This window comes from Serratia sp. CY33525, assembly GCF_052169115.1.
GTDB classification, from domain to species: Bacteria; Pseudomonadota; Gammaproteobacteria; order Enterobacterales; family Enterobacteriaceae; genus Serratia; species Serratia sarumanii.
This window is the reverse complement of the sequence record NZ_JBJNLK010000001.1, coordinates 141,531-157,745: the sequence shown is the minus strand read 5'-3', so window position 1 is coordinate 157,745 and position 16,215 is coordinate 141,531. Positions and strand designations below refer to the sequence as shown.

17 protein-coding genes are annotated in these 16,215 nt (G+C 58.2%); 12 read left to right on the top strand and 5 right to left on the bottom strand.

Features of this window, described 5'->3' with window-relative positions:
- Positions 1–75: 75 nt before the first annotated feature.
- Complete coding sequence (locus tag ACJ8IM_RS00735; RefSeq protein WP_033634845.1) at positions 76–948, bottom strand: MurR/RpiR family transcriptional regulator; 873 nt, start codon at positions 946–948, stop codon at positions 76–78.
- A gap of 448 nt (positions 949–1,396) precedes the next feature.
- Here ACJ8IM_RS00735 and zwf point away from each other — a divergent pair, with 448 nt between their 5' ends.
- From zwf to mdtI, 4 genes are all read left to right on the top strand, one after another.
- On the top strand, positions 1,397–2,872 hold the full coding sequence (gene zwf / locus ACJ8IM_RS00730) for a glucose-6-phosphate dehydrogenase (RefSeq protein WP_033634844.1): 1,476 nt from the start codon (positions 1,397–1,399) through the stop codon (positions 2,870–2,872).
- A 154-nt stretch (positions 2,873–3,026) separates the two neighbouring features.
- Complete coding sequence (locus ACJ8IM_RS00725) at positions 3,027–3,668, top strand: bifunctional 4-hydroxy-2-oxoglutarate aldolase/2-dehydro-3-deoxy-phosphogluconate aldolase (protein WP_033634842.1); 642 nt, start codon at positions 3,027–3,029, stop codon at positions 3,666–3,668.
- A gap of 550 nt (positions 3,669–4,218) precedes the next feature.
- Positions 4,219–4,587 (top strand): multidrug/spermidine efflux SMR transporter subunit MdtJ, encoded by a 369-nt coding sequence (mdtJ, locus tag ACJ8IM_RS00720; RefSeq protein ID WP_033634840.1) that lies wholly within the window; start codon positions 4,219–4,221, stop codon positions 4,585–4,587.
- Complete coding sequence (gene mdtI, locus ACJ8IM_RS00715; RefSeq protein WP_033634839.1) at positions 4,574–4,903, top strand: multidrug/spermidine efflux SMR transporter subunit MdtI; 330 nt, start codon at positions 4,574–4,576, stop codon at positions 4,901–4,903. The genes mdtJ and mdtI overlap by 14 nt, the downstream gene beginning before the upstream one ends.
- A gap of 62 nt (positions 4,904–4,965) precedes the next feature.
- Here mdtI and ACJ8IM_RS00710 read toward each other — a convergent pair whose 3' ends face one another.
- Entirely contained in the window at positions 4,966–5,310 is a 345-nt protein-coding gene (locus ACJ8IM_RS00710; RefSeq protein ID WP_033654399.1) for a RidA family protein, read from the bottom strand.
- A gap of 133 nt (positions 5,311–5,443) precedes the next feature.
- Between ACJ8IM_RS00710 and ACJ8IM_RS00705 the strand changes: the two genes are divergently transcribed.
- The 5 genes from ACJ8IM_RS00705 to rnd all read left to right on the top strand — a co-directional run bounded on the left by ACJ8IM_RS00705 (position 5,444) and on the right by rnd (position 11,932).
- Positions 5,444–7,360, top strand: a complete 1,917-nt coding sequence (locus ACJ8IM_RS00705; RefSeq protein WP_033647629.1) for an ATP-dependent DNA helicase — start codon at positions 5,444–5,446, stop codon at positions 7,358–7,360.
- A 79-nt stretch (positions 7,361–7,439) separates the two neighbouring features.
- Entirely contained in the window at positions 7,440–8,141 is a 702-nt protein-coding gene (gene tsaB, locus ACJ8IM_RS00700) for a tRNA (adenosine(37)-N6)-threonylcarbamoyltransferase complex dimerization subunit type 1 TsaB (RefSeq protein ID WP_033654398.1), read from the top strand.
- Positions 8,142–8,241: 100 nt separating this feature from the next.
- A complete protein-coding gene (locus ACJ8IM_RS00695) occupies positions 8,242–8,832 on the top strand; it encodes a Slp family lipoprotein (RefSeq protein WP_033638506.1) in 591 nt (196 codons plus the stop codon).
- Between the two features lie 208 nt (positions 8,833–9,040).
- Positions 9,041–10,729, top strand: coding sequence for a long-chain-fatty-acid--CoA ligase FadD (gene fadD, locus ACJ8IM_RS00690; protein WP_033654397.1), 1,689 nt, complete (start codon positions 9,041–9,043; stop codon positions 10,727–10,729).
- A gap of 81 nt (positions 10,730–10,810) precedes the next feature.
- Positions 10,811–11,932: a ribonuclease D gene (rnd, locus tag ACJ8IM_RS00685; RefSeq protein ID WP_033634833.1), complete on the top strand. Its 1,122-nt coding sequence runs from the start codon at positions 10,811–10,813 to the stop codon at positions 11,930–11,932.
- Between the two features lie 237 nt (positions 11,933–12,169).
- Here the strand turns inward: rnd and minE are convergent, their stop codons facing one another.
- Genes minE through minC form a run of 3 tightly spaced genes read right to left on the bottom strand, consistent with a single transcriptional unit; the run spans position 12,170 to position 13,976 of the window.
- Positions 12,170–12,439 (bottom strand): cell division topological specificity factor MinE, encoded by a 270-nt coding sequence (minE, locus tag ACJ8IM_RS00680; protein ID WP_004932303.1) that lies wholly within the window; start codon positions 12,437–12,439, stop codon positions 12,170–12,172.
- A 3-nt stretch (positions 12,440–12,442) separates the two neighbouring features.
- Positions 12,443–13,255 carry a septum site-determining protein MinD gene (gene minD / locus ACJ8IM_RS00675; protein ID WP_016927452.1) on the bottom strand — a complete coding sequence of 271 codons (813 nt, stop codon included), beginning with the start codon at positions 13,253–13,255 and terminating at the stop codon, positions 12,443–12,445.
- A gap of 25 nt (positions 13,256–13,280) precedes the next feature.
- Positions 13,281–13,976, bottom strand: coding sequence for a septum site-determining protein MinC (gene minC, locus ACJ8IM_RS00670; protein ID WP_025303113.1), 696 nt, complete (start codon positions 13,974–13,976; stop codon positions 13,281–13,283).
- A 136-nt stretch (positions 13,977–14,112) separates the two neighbouring features.
- On the opposite strand from minC, the gene ACJ8IM_RS00665 reads away from it, so the two are divergent.
- The 3 genes from ACJ8IM_RS00665 to ACJ8IM_RS00655 are packed head-to-tail and all read left to right on the top strand — an operon-like array spanning position 14,113 to position 16,151.
- Complete coding sequence (locus ACJ8IM_RS00665) at positions 14,113–14,385, top strand: YcgL domain-containing protein (RefSeq protein WP_033634832.1); 273 nt, start codon at positions 14,113–14,115, stop codon at positions 14,383–14,385.
- A 28-nt stretch (positions 14,386–14,413) separates the two neighbouring features.
- Entirely contained in the window at positions 14,414–15,436 is a 1,023-nt protein-coding gene (locus ACJ8IM_RS00660; RefSeq protein ID WP_033654396.1) for a lytic murein transglycosylase, read from the top strand.
- Between the two features lie 58 nt (positions 15,437–15,494).
- Entirely contained in the window at positions 15,495–16,151 is a 657-nt protein-coding gene (locus ACJ8IM_RS00655; protein ID WP_033654395.1) for a fumarylacetoacetate hydrolase family protein, read from the top strand.
- Positions 16,152–16,215: the final 64 nt, after the last annotated feature.

Genomic DNA, 16,215 nt, shown 5'->3' with positions numbered 1-16,215 from the left:
GAGCATGTTAACAGGGTACCGCCTCTGATGCCGTCATTCAAATGTCTGTTGAACGGCGATTTTTTCTTCGTCGGGTCACGAATCAAAACTGTTGGGAATGACCACGCCTTTATCAAAGCGCGATTCTTTGAGCGCTTCTTTGACCCGCTTCAAGTTATCTCTGAATTTAGCCCCTCGGCGCAAGGTAAATCCGGTGGCGAGCACGTCAATGAGCGTTAATTGCGCGATCCGCGACACCATCGGCATGTAAACGTCGGTGTCTTCGGGCACGTCGAGCAGCAGAGCGAGGGTCGCCGCCTGGGCGAGCGGGGTGTCGCGCGAGGTGATAGCCAATACCGTGGCGTCGTTTTCTCGCGCCAGGTGGGCCATCTCCACCAGATTCTTGGTGCGGCCGGTGTGTGAGATCAGCACCACCACGTCGCCTTCGCCGGAGTTCATGCAGCTCATGCGCTGCATAACGATGTCATCGAAGTAGACCACCGGAATGTTGAAGCGGAAAAATTTGTTCATCGCATCGTGCGCCACCGCCGCGGAGGCGCCCAGGCCGAAGAAAGAGATCTTTTTTGCCTGGGTGAGCAGGTCAACCGCACGATTGATTGCGGCAATATCCAAATTTGCCTTTACTGTATCCAGACTAGCCATGACCGATTCGAAGATCTTGCTGGTATAGGCATCGACGCTGTCATCTTCCTCGACGTTACGGTTTACGTAGGGCGTGCCGTTAGCCAGGCTTTGGGCGAGATGCAGTTTGAAGTCGGGAAAGCCTTTGGTATCAAGGCGGCGGCAAAAACGGTTGACGGTGGGTTCGCTGACGTCGGCCATGCGCGCCAGCGTGGCGATGCTGGAGTGAATGGCGGTCTGCGGGGAGGCCAGGATCACCTCGGCGACTTTCCTTTCAGATTTGCTCAGGAGTTCCAGATGGCTCTGGATTTTGTCCAGCGTATTCATATAACGAGAGTCACTCATGGTTTTATCCCTGTGGCTTTCAAGCAACAGCGTCGAATCTCGCCCGTGTTCGCCGTGCAAGCAGACGCCAAACGAGCGGCTGTAACCTGGAATCGATAGGGTATGACGATTTCAAACAAAGGAGAAATCAATGCCGGTTTAGTGAAAATATACTACGTGCTGGTAACCGTTGGCAGTCTCGACAGGGCGTATGCAGGCTTTTTTCACCAGAATATGACCTGTGTCTAACTTTCATAATGGTAACAGAGCGTCAAAAAAGACGAAAAATTACAGTTTTGCCCGGGACGAGGGCGCTGGCGCACATTGGCGCTTTCCACTGGAATATTGAGGTCTTTTTTTCTGCTTCTGCGCTGGGTTTGCTGGCCGTAGTCAAACAGAGTACATTAGTAATGTAAGAAAATTACAAATATCCTGCAACGAGGAGATGAACATGGCGGTAACCTCTACAGCCCAGGCGTGTGACCTGGTTATTTTCGGCGCGAAAGGTGATTTGGCGCGCCGTAAGCTGCTGCCTTCCCTGTACCAGTTAGAGAAAGCCGGACACATCCACCCGGAAACGCGGATCATCGGCGTCGGCCGCGCGGAGTGGGATAAAAAAGCCTATACCGAAGTGGTCAAGGAAGCGCTTGGCACCTTCATGAAGGAAAAACTGGATGACGAACTCTGGGCCACGCTGAGCGCACGCCTGGACTTCTGCAATCTGGACGTCAACGACAGCAAGAACTTTACCAAATTGGGTAAAATGCTGGATCAGAAACACCGCACCACCATCAACTACTTCGCCATGCCGCCAAGCACCTTCGGCGCCATCTGCAAAGGGTTGGGCGAAGCCAAACTGAACCATGAGCCGGCGCGCGTGGTGATGGAGAAGCCGCTGGGCACCGATCTGGCGTCTTCCCGCGTGATCAACGACCAGGTGGCGGAGTACTTCAACGAATCCCAGGTTTACCGTATCGACCACTATCTCGGCAAAGAGACGGTGCTGAACCTGTTGGCGCTGCGTTTCGCCAACTCGCTGTTCGCATCCAACTGGGATAACCGCACCATCGATTCGGTGCAGATCACCGTGGCGGAAGAGGTGGGCATCGAAGGGCGCTGGGGTTACTTCGACCAGGCCGGCCAGATGCGCGACATGATCCAGAACCACCTGCTGCAGATCCTGACCATGATCGCCATGTCGCCGCCGGCGGATCTGACCACTGACCGTATCCGCGACGAGAAGGTGAAGGTACTGCGTTCGCTGCGCCGCATCGATCAGACCAATGTACGGGAAACCACCGTGCGCGGTCAGTACACCGCCGGTTTCGTCCAGGGCAAGAAAGTGCCGGGTTATCTGGAAGAGGAAGGGGCGAACAAGAGCAGCAGCACCGAAACTTTCGTCTCCATCCGCGTGGATATCGACAACTGGCAGTGGGCCGGGGTGCCGTTCTACCTGCGTACCGGTAAACGTCTGCCGACCAAATGCTCGGAAGTGGTGGTGTACTTCAAAAACCCACCGCTTAACCTGTTCAGCGACTCTTACCAACAGCTGCCGCAGAACAAGCTGACCATCCGCCTGCAGCCGGACGAAGGCATCGAAATTCAGGTGCTTAACAAGGTGCCGGGGCTGGATCACAAGCACCGTCTGCAGACCACCAAGCTGGATCTGAGCTTCTCGGAAACCTTCAACCAGGAGCACGTGGCGGACGCCTACGAGCGCCTGCTGCTGGAGACCATGCGCGGCATTCAGGCGCTGTTTGTGCGCCGCGATGAAGTGGAAGAGGCCTGGAAGTGGGTCGACTCCATCATGGACGCATGGAAAGCCGACAACGAGGCGCCGAAGCCTTATCAGGCGGGCACCTGGGGGCCGGTGGCCTCGGTGGCGATGATCACCCGCGACGGCCGTTCCTGGAACGAGTTCGAGTAATGCGCAATGCCGGCAGCCTGTCTGCCGGCTTTTTTTTGCCTGCGATCTGCGCGTGGGCCACATCACTTACGGTACGGCCGGACGTCCGCGCATTTGCGCGGAGCCCTGTGGCAGGGGCGTGCCATTGTTAACCGCGAGTAATGGAGAAATAACGATGAAAAACTGGAAAACCAGCGCCGAGCAGATCCTGACGGCAGGGCCGGTGGTGCCTGTTATCGTGATCAACAAGCTGGAGCAGGCGGTGCCGCTGGCGAAAGCGCTGGTTGCCGGCGGCGTGCGGGTATTGGAGGTGACGCTGCGCACCGCCTGCGGGCTGGAGGCGATCCGCGCTATCGCCAAAGAGGTGCCGGAGGCCATTATCGGCGCCGGTACGGTGATCAATCCGCAGCAGCTGCGGGAGGTGACCGAGGCGGGAGCGCAGTTCGCCATCAGCCCGGGGCTGACCGAAGCCTTGCTGCAGGCGGCGACGGCGGGGCCAATCCCGCTGATCCCGGGCATCAGCACCGTTTCCGAGCTGATGCAGGGCATGGATCACGGCCTGCGCGAGTTCAAATTCTTCCCGGCGGAAGCCAACGGCGGCGTGAAGGCGCTGCAGGCGATCGGCGGCCCGTTCCCGCAGGTGCGTTTTTGCCCGACCGGCGGCATTACGCCGAACAACTACCGCGATTATCTGGCGCTGAACAGCGTACTTTGCATCGGCGGTTCCTGGCTGGTGCCGGCGGACGCGCTCGAAAGCGGCGACTACGCGCGCATCACTGAACTGGCGCGCAGCGCCGTCAGCGGGGCCGCGTTGTAACCCGCGCCGCGCCTGGGGTTGGCGCTTATTTGCGCGCCCGCGAATATCGCAAGGCTCAACGCTCCGTTGAGCCTTTTTTAATTTTTATCGTGATTAACGTTCTTATTTTTAACCCGTTTTTTTTCGATTTTTATGAAAACGGCAGTTTGCTTTCTTATTTTGGCTGTGGTAAAAATATCTCAGTCGAAAATTTTACTTTCATGAGGATATTGGGCAAATCGCACGGTGTGCGGCTGATAATAGAGAACGATTATGATGACTATTAACGGAATTACCCTCAGAACCTCTACGTGCCAACTCTTCCTGTCTGCGATCCTTGCCAGTGAGCATCACTGGTGCAGCGAGCTATAGCGTCTTTCTCCCTTAACCGGTGCCGGTAGCGGGCTTTCGCCTTCGCTCTACCGTTCAGCCGGGCAAACATTCTTTTTGCGTTTGGGTCAGTTTATCCCCAGGGATCTCTGCGTCTTGCGCGCCGCAATGCGCCGTTTGACGAGATAAATCGGGATAAATATGCCTTGGCGCGCGTTATTCGCCGTTTGGGAGAAAAATTATGATTTATTGGATCTTTTTAGGTTTGGCCATCATGACCGAAATCATCGGCACCTTGTCGATGAAATACGCCAGCGTCAATGGCGGCATGATTGGGCACATCGTGATGTACGTGATGATCACCGCGTCTTATGTGTTGCTGTCCGTAGCGGTAAAACGCGTGGCGCTGGGCGTGGCCTATGCGCTGTGGGAAGGCATCGGTATTCTGTTCATTACCCTGTTCAGCGTGCTGTGGTTCGACGAGCCAATCTCGGCGCTGAAGGTGCTGGGTCTGGCTACGCTGATCGCCGGCATCATGCTGGTGAAATCCGGTACCCGCAAAGAGCGAAAACAGGTCAGCCCGCGAGGTAACAACCATGCAACAGTTTGAGTTGTACCACATTGGGTTCCTGGGGCTGGCGATCGTGCTGGAAATCATCGCCAACATCTTCCTGAAGATGTCGGACGGCTTCCGTAAAATTTGGCTGGGGCTGTTGTCGCTGCTGTCGGTGCTCGGCGCGTTCAGCGCCCTGGCGCAGGCGGTGAAGGGCATCGATCTTTCGATCGCTTATGCGCTGTGGGGCGGTTTCGGTATCGCCGCCACCATCGCCGCAGGCTGGATCATGTTCGGCCAGCGGTTGAACGCCAAAGGCTGGATTGGCCTGGCGCTGCTGCTGATGGGGATGGTGATCCTTAAACTGTCCTGATAACGGGCAATAAAAAACCGCAGGCGTTGCCGTCTGCGGTTTTTTTTCGTCTGCGCTCAGGCTTACAGCGCGGCGATGATTTTGATTTCCACCTTGTACTTCGGATTCATCAGCTGCGCCTGCACCGTGCAGCGCACCGGCGCGCTGCCGGCGACCACCCAGGCGTCCCAGGCGGCGTTCATCGCGGCGAAGTCGGTGCTGTTGGCCAGGAAGATGGTGGCGTCCAGAATGCGGCTTTTGTCCGAACCTACGCGCGCCAGCAGCACGTCGATGGCGGCGAGGGCGTTGGCGGTCTGCGCGGTCGCGTCGTCGTCCAGGTTCTCCGGCACGCTGGTGTAGTAAACAGTCTCGTTGTGCACCACGGCTTCGGACCAGCGCTGATCGGGATCAATTCTTTCGATATTCATTTGCTTATCTCCATATCATAGTCCCGCTAAGGGTAGCACAGCCGGTAATGAAAAAGCGCGGCGATAAAGTGGGTGGTAGCCGGGCGGCAGGCTTGGCATAATCACCGCTGAATGACACCGGCAGAGAGACAGCGTGACAGACGATTTTGCAACAGACGGCGCATTGGCGCAGGCTATCAAGGGATTCAAACCGCGTGAGCCGCAGCGGCAGATGGCGCAAGCCGTCACCGAGGCAATCAATTTCAAGCAGGAGCTGGTGGTGGAAGCCGGCACCGGCACCGGCAAAACCTTCGCTTATCTGGCGCCGGCGCTGCGCGCCGATCGCAAAGTGATCATCTCTACCGGTTCGAAAGCGTTGCAGGATCAGCTGTATGCGCGCGATCTGCCCACCGTCGCCAAAGCGTTGAAGTACAAAGGCAAGCTGGCGCTGCTGAAGGGGCGCTCCAATTATCTGTGTCTGGAGCGGCTGGAGCAGCAGTCGATGGCCGGCGGCGAGCTGGCGGGGCAGACGCTGATCGATCTGGTGCAGCTGCGCAAGTGGTCGTCGCAGACCAAAGAGGGCGACATCAGCACCTGCAGCGAAGTGGCGGAAGACAGCTTCGTCTGGCCATTGGTGACCAGCACCAATGACAACTGCCTGGGCAGCGATTGCCCGCTGTATCAGGATTGCTTCGTGGTCAAGGCTCGCCGCCGCGCGATGGATGCGGATGTGGTGGTGGTAAACCATCACCTGTTCCTGGCGGATATGGTGGTGAAAGAGGGCGGTTTCGCCGAGCTGATCCCGGAAGCCGAGGTGATGATTTTCGACGAAGCGCACCAAATCCCCGACATCGCCAGCCAGTATTTCGGCCAACAGCTCACCAGCCGCCAACTGTTGGATCTGGCGAAGGACATCACCATCGCCTACCGCACCGAGGTGCGCGACGCCGCTCAACTGCAAAAAAGCGCCGACCGTCTCAGCCTGAGCACGCAAGATTTCCGTCTGAATCTGGGCGAGCCGGGTTTTCGCGGCAATTTGCGTGACGTGCTCGGCGAACCGAACGTGCAGCGCGCTCTGTTGCTGCTCGATGACGCGTTGGAGCTGTGTTATGACGTGATGAAACTGTCGCTGGGGCGTTCGGCGCTGCTGGACGCCGCCTTTGAGCGCGCCACGCTGTACCGCGCGCGCCTCAAGCGGCTGAAGGCGGTGACGGAGCCGGGCTACAGCTATTGGTATGAATGCAACTCGCGCCATTTCGTGCTGGCGCTGACGCCGCTGACGGTAGCCGATCGGTTCCGCGAAATGCTGGACGAGAAGCCGGGCAGTTGGATCTTTACCTCGGCTACGCTGTCGGTCAACGATCGGTTGGGCCACTTCACCGAACGGCTGGGGCTGACCAAGGCCAAAACGCTGCTGTTGCCGAGCCCGTTCGACTATGCCAAGCAGGCGCTGCTGTGCGTGCCGCGCTTTTTGCCTTCGCCGAATCAGCGCGGCGGAGCGCGCCAGCTGGCGCGCATGCTGCGTCCATTAATTGAAGCCAACAACGGCCGCTGCTTCTTTTTATGCACCTCGCACCAGATGATGCGCGAGCTGGCGGAAGAGTTCCGCGCCACGATGACGCTGCCGGTGCTGTTGCAAGGGGAAACCAGCAAAGGGCAGCTGCTGGCGCAGTTCGTCGCCGCCGGTAACGCGCTGCTGGTGGCGACCAGCAGCTTCTGGGAGGGGGTGGACGTGCGCGGCGATGCGCTGTCCTGCGTCATCATCGATAAGCTGCCGTTCACTTCACCGGACGATCCGCTGCTGAAGGCGCGCATTGAAGATTGCCGCCTGCGCGGCGGCGATCCGTTCAATGACGTGCAGCTGCCGGATGCGGTCATCACCCTGAAACAGGGCGTCGGCCGTTTGATCCGCGACACCGACGATCGCGGCGTGCTGGTGATTTGCGATAACCGTCTGGTCATGCGGCCCTACGGCGAGGTGTTCCTCAATAGCCTGCCGCCTACGCCGCGCACCCGCGATTTGAAGCAGGCGATCGCCTTCCTGCAGGCCGCCGACACGTCGGCCACGTGAAAGATGAAGGGCTTACGGGGCTGTGCTACAATGCGCGCCCTGTATGAAAAACCCAGTTTTATTCCCGCCAGAGGTTGGCATGTCCACGCGAATTTTAGCGATCGATACCGCGACGGAAGCCTGTTCCGTCGCCGTCTGGAATCAAGGCGAAATCCACGCCCTGTTTGAGCTGTGCCCACGCGAGCATACGCAACGTATTTTACCTATGGTGCAGCAGGTGCTGGCGGAATCCGGCCTGGCGCTCAACCAGCTCGATGCGCTGGCCTTTGGCCGCGGCCCCGGCAGCTTTACCGGGGTGCGCATCGGCATTGGCATCGCTCAGGGCCTGGCGCTGGGCGCCGATCTGCCGATGCTCGGTATTTCCACGCTGCAAACCATGGCGCAGGGCGCCTGGCGCGTCTGCGGCGCGGAGCGGGTGCTGGCGGCGATAGATGCGCGCATGGGTGAAGTCTACTGGGGGCAGTTCGAACGCCAGGCGGACGGTAGCTGGTTGGAAAGCGAAGGCGAGGCGGTGTTGTCGCCGGCGCAGGCGCTGGAGCGTGCGCAGCGCCTGCAGGGCGAATGGGCCCACGTCGGCACCGGCTGGCAAACCTATCCCGATCTGGTCAAGGGGGCTACGCTGAGCGTGCGTGACGGGCAGATGCTGTTGCCGCAGGCGCAAGACATGCTGCCGCTGGCGCTGCACGCCTGGCAACAGGGGCTGGCGGTGGCGGTGGAAAACGCCGAGCCGACCTATCTGCGCAATGAAGTCACCTGGAAAAAACTGCCGGGCCGCGAGTAAGCGCGGCCTATTGTGCTGTTGTTGAGGCCGGGCGATGAAAGCCTGCAACTTGAACGATGAAACGCGGTCAAAGTTACAGCCATTTCAGGAGATTGCGACCATGTTAATCCGCACTGCAAGTAAAAAGCTGTCGCTGCTGGCCGTCGCCTGCGGCGCGCTGGTTCTGTCCGGGTGCGTCACCGTACCGGATGCGATCAAAGGTTCCACCCCTTCGCCGGTGACTCAACTTTCCTCGGTACAAAATGCACCCAATCTGTTTACCGGCGCGGAAGCCCGCTTCGGCGGCACCGTAGTAAACGTCGCCAACGAGCAGGGGCGCACGGTGCTGGAGATCGCGGCGGTGCCGCTCGACAGCGGTGCGCGGCCGATTCTGGGTGAACCGTCGCGCGGCCGCTTGCTGGCCACGGTAAACGGTTTCCTCGAACCGGTTGATTTCAAAGGCCAGTTGGTGACCGTCGTCGGCCCCATTACCGGCCTGAAAGAGGGGCGTATCGGCATGACGCCGTATCGCTTCGTGACGATGAACGTGACCGGTTTCAAACGCTGGCACCTGGTGCAGCAGGTGGTGATGCCGCCTGCGCCAATGGGCCCCTGGGGCTGGCGCGGTGGCCCGTGGGGACCCGGTTGGGGCGCAGGCTATGGTTGGTACAATCCCGGCCCGGCACAGGTGCAAACCATCGTAACCGAGTAGCATACGCTTGATGTGAACACATTTGACAGGGCGGCTCAGGCCGCCCTTTTGCTTTTTGGGATAAGGAATATCCGACAATTAGTGACGTACATCGCAACCTGAATAATGTTTAAAACCTGCACTGGTCTGCTGAGTTAAAATATTGTTATGGTTAGGCTGCGAGTTTGAGGCTGCGATGATAATTAGTAATGATTTCAGGAGTAATACCTTGGATAAGGTCTGGTTAAAACGGTATCCGGCAGATGTGCCCGCAGAGATTGATGCCGATCGCTATTCGTCGTTGATCGAAATGTTTGAGCATGCCGTGCAGCGCTATGCCGATCAGCCCGCCTTTATCAACATGGGCGAGGTGATGACCTTCCGCAAACTGGAAGAGCGCAGCCGGGCTTTCGCGGCTTACCTGCAAAATGAACTGGGCCTGAAGAAGGGCGACCGCGTCGCGCTGATGATGCCTAACCTGTTGCAATACCCCATCGCCCTGTTCGGCATTCTGCGCGCCGGTATGGTGGTGGTTAACGTCAACCCGCTGTATACCCCGCGCGAGCTGGAACACCAGTTGAACGACAGTGGCGCCAGCGCCATCGTCATCGTCTCCAACTTTGCCCATACGTTGGAAAAAGTGGTGTTCAACACCCAGGTCAAGCACGTGATCCTCACGCGCATGGGCGATCAGCTTTCGGCCGCCAAAGGCACGCTGGTCAACTTTGTGGTCAAGTACATTAAGCGCCTGGTGCCTAAATATAATCTGCCGGACGCCATTTCATTCCGCAGCGCGCTGCAGCGCGGACGCCGTCTGCAATATGTAAAGCCGGACATCATTAATACCGATTTGGCCTTCCTGCAATACACCGGCGGCACCACCGGCGTAGCGAAAGGCGCGATGCTGACGCACCGCAACATGCAGGCCAACCTCGAACAGGCCAAAGCCGCCTACTCGCCGCTGTTCCGTGAAGGGCAGGAACTGGTGGTGACGGCGTTGCCGCTGTACCACATTTTCGCGCTGACGGTGAACTGCCTGCTGTTTATCGATCTGGGCGGGCGCAATTTGCTGATCACCAACCCGCGCGATATTCCGGGGCTGGTGAAGGAGCTGGGCAAATACCCATTCACCGCCATGAGCGGGGTGAATACCTTGTTCAACGCGTTGCTGAACAACGAAGAGTTCCACAAACTCGACTTCTCCACGCTGCGTTTCTCGGTCGGCGGCGGCATGTCGGTGCAAAAAGCGGTGGCCGAGAAGTGGGAGAAAACCACCGGCAAACACCTGCTGGAAGGCTATGGCCTGACGGAGTGCGCGCCGCTGGTGGCCGGCAACCCTTACGATCTGAAACACTACAGCGGCAGCATCGGTTTGCCGGTGCCGTCGACGGATATTCGGCTGTTGGACGACAATGGCCAGGATGTGCCGCCGGGAGAACCGGGCGAACTGTGGGTCAAAGGCCCGCAAGTTATGTTAGGCTATTGGCAACGCCCGGAAGCTACCGACGAAGTGCTGAAAGATGGCTGGTTGGCGACCGGTGATGTGGTGACCGTGGACGAGCAGGGGTTTGTGCGCATCGTCGACCGTAAGAAAGACATGATCCTGGTCTCTGGTTTCAACGTTTACCCGAACGAGATCGAGGACGTGGTCAGCCAGCATCCGAAGGTGCTGGAATGTGCGGCGATCGGGGTGCCCAGCGAGGTCTCCGGCGAGACGGTGAAGATCTGCGTGGTGAAGAAAGACGCCTCGCTGACCAAGGAAGAGCTGTTGACCCATTGCCGTCGGCACCTGACCGGGTATAAAGTGCCTAAAATTGTTGAGTTCCGCGATGAATTGCCGAAGTCGAACGTCGGCAAGATTTTGCGGCGAGAACTGCGCGATGAGCTAAAAACGCCGAAACCGGCCGATGCCGCCTAGGTTTCGCTCTTGCGCCTGACTATCGACAACGCCGGTGAATGCCGGCGTTGTTGTGTTTGAATCCTACAAGAGAATGATGTTTTGAATTATCAGTTGATCACTACCGATGCCGGATTGCAGCAGGTCTGCGAGCAGGCGAGAAAGCATGCCCAGATTGCGCTGGACACCGAGTTTGTCAGAACGCGCACCTACTATCCGCAGCTGGGCCTGATCCAGCTCTACGACGGTGAACAACTCTCCCTTATCGATCCTCTGCCGATCAAGCAATGGCAGCCGTTTGTCGACCTGCTGGCCGATACCGCCGTGGTGAAGTTCCTGCATGCCGGCAGTGAAGATCTTGAAGTGTTTCTCAACGCCTTTAAAACGCTGCCGACGCCGATGGTCGATACCCAGATCCTGGCGGCGTTTACCGGCCGGCCGCTCTCCTGCGGTTTCGCGACGCTGGTGGCGGAGTATATGAAAGTTGAGCTGGACAAGAGCGAGTCGCGCACCGACTGGCTGGCGCGCCCGCTGACCGAAAGGCAGTGCGTGTACGCAGCCGCCGACGTGTTCTATCTGCTGCCGATGGCCAAACAGCTGGTGCAGGAGACCGAAGAGGCCGGTTGGACCGCGGCGGCCAACAATGAGTGCCTGCTGCTGTGCCAGCGCCGCAGCGAGGCGCTGGCGCCGGAATTGGCCTATCGCGAAATCAGCAATGCCTGGCAGCTGCGCCCGCGTCAGCTCGGTTGTTTGCAGAAGTTGGCGGAATGGCGGCTGCGCCAGGCGCGCGAGCGCGATCTGGCGGTAAACTTCGTGGTGCGTGAGGAAAACCTGTGGCAGGTGGCGCGCTATATGCCGTCTTCGCTGGGAGAACTGGATTCGCTGGGCCTGAGCGGGCCGGAGATCCGTTATCACGGTAAAACGCTGCTGGCGCTGGTGGCGGAGGCCGAAGCGCTGGACGAATCCGAGCTGCCGGCGCCGTTGGCTAACCTGATCGATCAGCCGGGCTACAAGAAGGTGTTCAAAGACATCAAGGCGGCGATCGCTACCGTCAGCGAGCAAAGCGGGTTGAGCAGCGAGCTGCTGGCATCCCGTCGCCAAATTAACCAATTGCTGAACTGGCATTGGCAACTGAAAGACGGCGAAAGTCGTCCTGAATTAATCAGCGGCTGGCGCGGCGATCTATTAATGGCACCGCTGCAGGACATCCTGAAAGATTATTAATCGCTGATTATCACCAGGGCAGGGTAGGGAAACTCTGCTCGGGTGAATATAGGCAGGAAATAATGCGTTGAAGGTAAATCTGGCCAGAATTTACTTTAAACGAGGCGGCGGCAAAGTTAATTGGGAATAGTCCCAAAGGGAAAAATCACTTTTTTACTGCCGATAAAGCTTAATAACTGGATGCACATACAGTTACCCCCTGCATAAAATATACAGGGGGTAATTAATGCGTCGCAATCATTTAGCTGCTTCTTCCGATTCCGGTAATGTCACGTTAAGTTCAAGTACCGAAATATCGTCCCCTTTCTGCTCGAATTGCACGTGCAGCATTTCAGGATCGATCTGAATGTATTTGCAAATAACCGCCAGAATATCGCGTTTCAGATCAGGCAGATACGGGGGCTCGCTGTCCCCGCGACGACGCTCTGCGACGATAATCTGCAGCCGTTCCTTGGCTATATTGGCTGTCTGTTTTTTGCGGGACAGAAAGAAGTCTAATAAGGCCATGGTTTATCCCCCAAAAAGGCGTTTCAGGAAACCCTTCTTCTCTTCTTCAATGAAGCGGAATGGGCGTTCTTCCCCCAACAAGCGGCAAACGGTATCGTCGTACGCCTTACCGGCGTCTGACTCGGCATCCAGAATGACAGGCTCACCCTGGTTGGAAGCGCGCAGCACGGACTGGTCTTCCGGGATCACACCCACCAGTGGAATGCGCAGGATTTCCAGCACGTCTTCCATGCTCAGCATGTCGCCACGGCTGACGCGGCCCGGGTTGTAACGGGTCAGCAGCAGGTGTTCCTTGATGGGCGACTCGCCTTTCTCGGCGCGGCGTGACTTGGAGGAGAGGATGCCCAGGATACGGTCGGAGTCGCGTACCGAAGACACTTCCGGGTTGGTGGTGATGATAGCTTCGTCGGCGAAATACAGCGCCATCAGCGCACCGGTTTCGATACCGGCCGGTGAATCGCACACCACGAAGTCAAAATCCATCTCGCCGAGATCGTTGAGAATTTTTTCAACGCCTTCGCGGGTCAACGCGTCTTTGTCGCGCGTCTGCGAAGCAGGCAGGATATAGAGGTTTTCAGTGCGTTTGTCTTTGATCAACGCCTGATTCAGCGTGGCATCGCCCTGAATCACGTTCACGAAATCATACACTACCCGACGTTCGCAGCCCATGATCAGGTCAAGATTACGCAGGCCGATATCGAAATCGATCACGACGGTTTTCTTGCCTTTCTGGGCCAGGCCGGTAGCGATGGCCGCGCTCGAAGTGGTCTTGCCAACGCCCCCTTTACCCGATGTAACAACAATAATGCGTGCCATGAAATGGATTCCTTGTCAAAAGGGCTTAATTTAAAGGTTGTATGGTTAAAGCGTTATCCAACAGGCTGAGTCGTACGGCCTGCCCGACGTAATCGGACGGGATTTGGTCGCTCAACCAGTACTGCCCTGCGATAGAGACTAGCTCAGCCGCCAGGTGGGTGCAAAAAATCTGACATTGCGTGTCGCCTGACGCGCCTGCCAGTGCGCGACCGCGCATCATGCCGTAAACATGAATGTTGCCGTCGGCAATCAGTTCGGCGCCGGCGCTGACGCTGCTGGTCACGATAAGATCGCAGTTGCGGGCGTAAATCTGTTGGCCGGAACGGACAGGCGTGCTGATGATGCGCGTTTTGGCGGGGGCGTTATCCGCCACCACGGGCGCAGGTGCAGGCTCCGGCGCCGCCATTTTCTGGCCTTTGCCTTCGCTCAGCAGCGGCAGCCCGGCGCGGGCTATCGCGCGCTTTTGACGCTCATCTCTGCAACCGCTGATACCCACAACGCGCAGACCTGCTGCCGCGACAGCCTGTTGAAGTTCTTTCCAGTTCGCATCGCCTTCCAGCGTTGCGACGTTGATAACAACAGGGGCGTTTTTCAGAAAAGCGGGCGCTTGCTCAACTTTTTCCTGTAACGCCTGACGTATTACCTCGGGCTGCGAATTATGCAAATGAACAACCGATAGGGTAAAACTGCTGCCTTTTAGCTCAATTGGCGATTGTGACATCTATCCTGACTCAGTCTCAGCAACTTTAAATCCCCGGAATACCACTCGGGGTGCGATATTCCGATGTACTATAAGCATGTTATAGTCAGAGTTATATCCAGGCAAGACGCTCCCTCAATTAAATAGAGTTAAAAAAATGCTTTGTGTGATCTATAGAAGCCCGAAACGCGATCAAACTTATCTTTATGTCGAAAAAAAAGACGATTTCTCTCGTGTGCCAGAGGATCTGATGAAAAGTTTCGGCGTGCCGCAATTCGCCATGATGCTTTCGCTCGATGAGCGCAAGAAATTGGCCTCGGCGGATATCGAAAAGGTGAAGCAGGCGTTGAAAGACGAAGGCTATTACCTGCAGTTCCCGCCGCCGGTTGAAAACCTGCTCAATCAGCATCTGGCGGGCGACAAGGCCTGAGACAGTCGCCACGGCCAAGGGAGGCGCGATGACACGTTCGGCGAGAAGAACCGTATTGGCCGCCTGGCTGGCGCTGGGCGGTGTGCTGATGCCCGGCGCGCCGCAGGCGGCTCAGGAGACGACGCTGGCGGCGAGCGGCCGCGATCCGGCGCAGTTCCCGGCGTATGTCGAGCAGCTCAAGCGCCGGGCGCGGGAGCAGGGCATCAGCCAGGGCACCCTTGACCGCGCTTTTGCGCAAATCCATTTCGTCGATCGGGTGATCAAGGCCGATCGCAATCAGCCGGAGCACAAGGTCACCCTGGACGACTACCTGCGGCGGGTGATGTCGCCCGTTAAGATGCGTCAAGGGCGCGAACTGTATCGGCAGCACCAGGCGCAATGGGCGCGCGCCAGCGAGCGCTACCGGGTGCCGGGGCGCTATATCATTGCGCTGTGGGGCATGGAGAGCGCCTACGGCAAGATTCAGGGGCGGGAAGACGTGGTGTCCGCGCTGGCGACGCTGGCGTTTGAAGGGCGCCGCGAGGCCTTTTTCAGCCAGGAGCTGATGGCGGCGTTGCAGATAGTCGAGCAGGGGCACGTCGGCGATACGCCGCTGAAAGGCTCCTGGGCCGGCGCGATGGGGCAATGCCAGTTTATGCCGAGCTCTTTCTTGCGCTACGCGGCGGACGGCGACGGTGACGGGCGCATCGATATCTGGAATAACATTGATGACGTCTTTGCGTCTACGGCCAGTTATTTGTCCAAAGAGGGCTGGCAGCCCGGTATCGGCTGGGGGCGCGAGGTTAAACTGCCCGCCGGTTTCAAGCGATCCGAGCTGGGGTTGAAAGACGCGCAGGCGCGCAGCGTCAACGCCTGGCAACAGCGCGGGGTGCGTCGTGCGGATGGCAGTGCATTGCCGCATGCCGTCCAGCGCGGTTGGATCATCGCGCCGGATGATCTCCAGGGGCGGACGTTCCTGGTCTATGATAATTTCCGCACCCTCATGCACTGGAATCGCTCTTACTATTTCGCCATCGCCGTGGGTATGATGGCGGACGCGATCGGGCATTGATCCGGCACACCAATAATCGGCTTGGCGCGCCAAGCCTCCACAGTTTGGGAGAAGCGGTATGTATCAACATAGAGACTGGCAGGGTTCGCTGCTCGATTTTCCGGTGAACAAGGTGGTTTGTGTCGGCAGCAACTACGCCGATCACATCAAGGAAATGGGCAGTGCGGTTTCCGTCGAGCCGGTGGTGTTCATCAAACCGGAAACGGCGCTGTGCGATATTCGCCAGCCGGTGGCTATCCCCAAAGAGTTCGGTGCGGTGCACCATGAGGTGGAGCTGGCGGTATTGATCGGCACGCCGTTGAAACAGGCCAACGAAGACCGCGTTGCGCGGGCGATCGCCGGCTACGGCGTGGCGCTCGATCTGACGCTGCGCGATCTGCAGACGGGTTTTAAAAAGGCCGGTCAGCCGTGGGAAAAGGCCAAGGCTTTCGATGGTTCCTGCCCGATGTCGGGGTTTATCCCGGTGGCGGAATTTGGCGATCCGCAAAACGCCGAGCTGTCGTTGACCGTCAACGATCAACTGCGCCAGCAGGGCAATACGCGTGACATGATCACGCCGATCCTGCCGCTTATCAGTTACATGAGCCGTTTCTTCACGCTGCGCGCCGGCGACATTATCCTGACCGGCACGCCGCAGGGCGTGGGCCCGATGGCCTCCGGCGACATGCTGAAAATCAGCCTGAACGGCAAAATGCTCAGTACCCGCGTGATCTGATCTCTCGCCGCCGGCGCCGTCGGCGGCAAAGCTTGCATCTTGCGGCTAAAATGTCTATATAGTC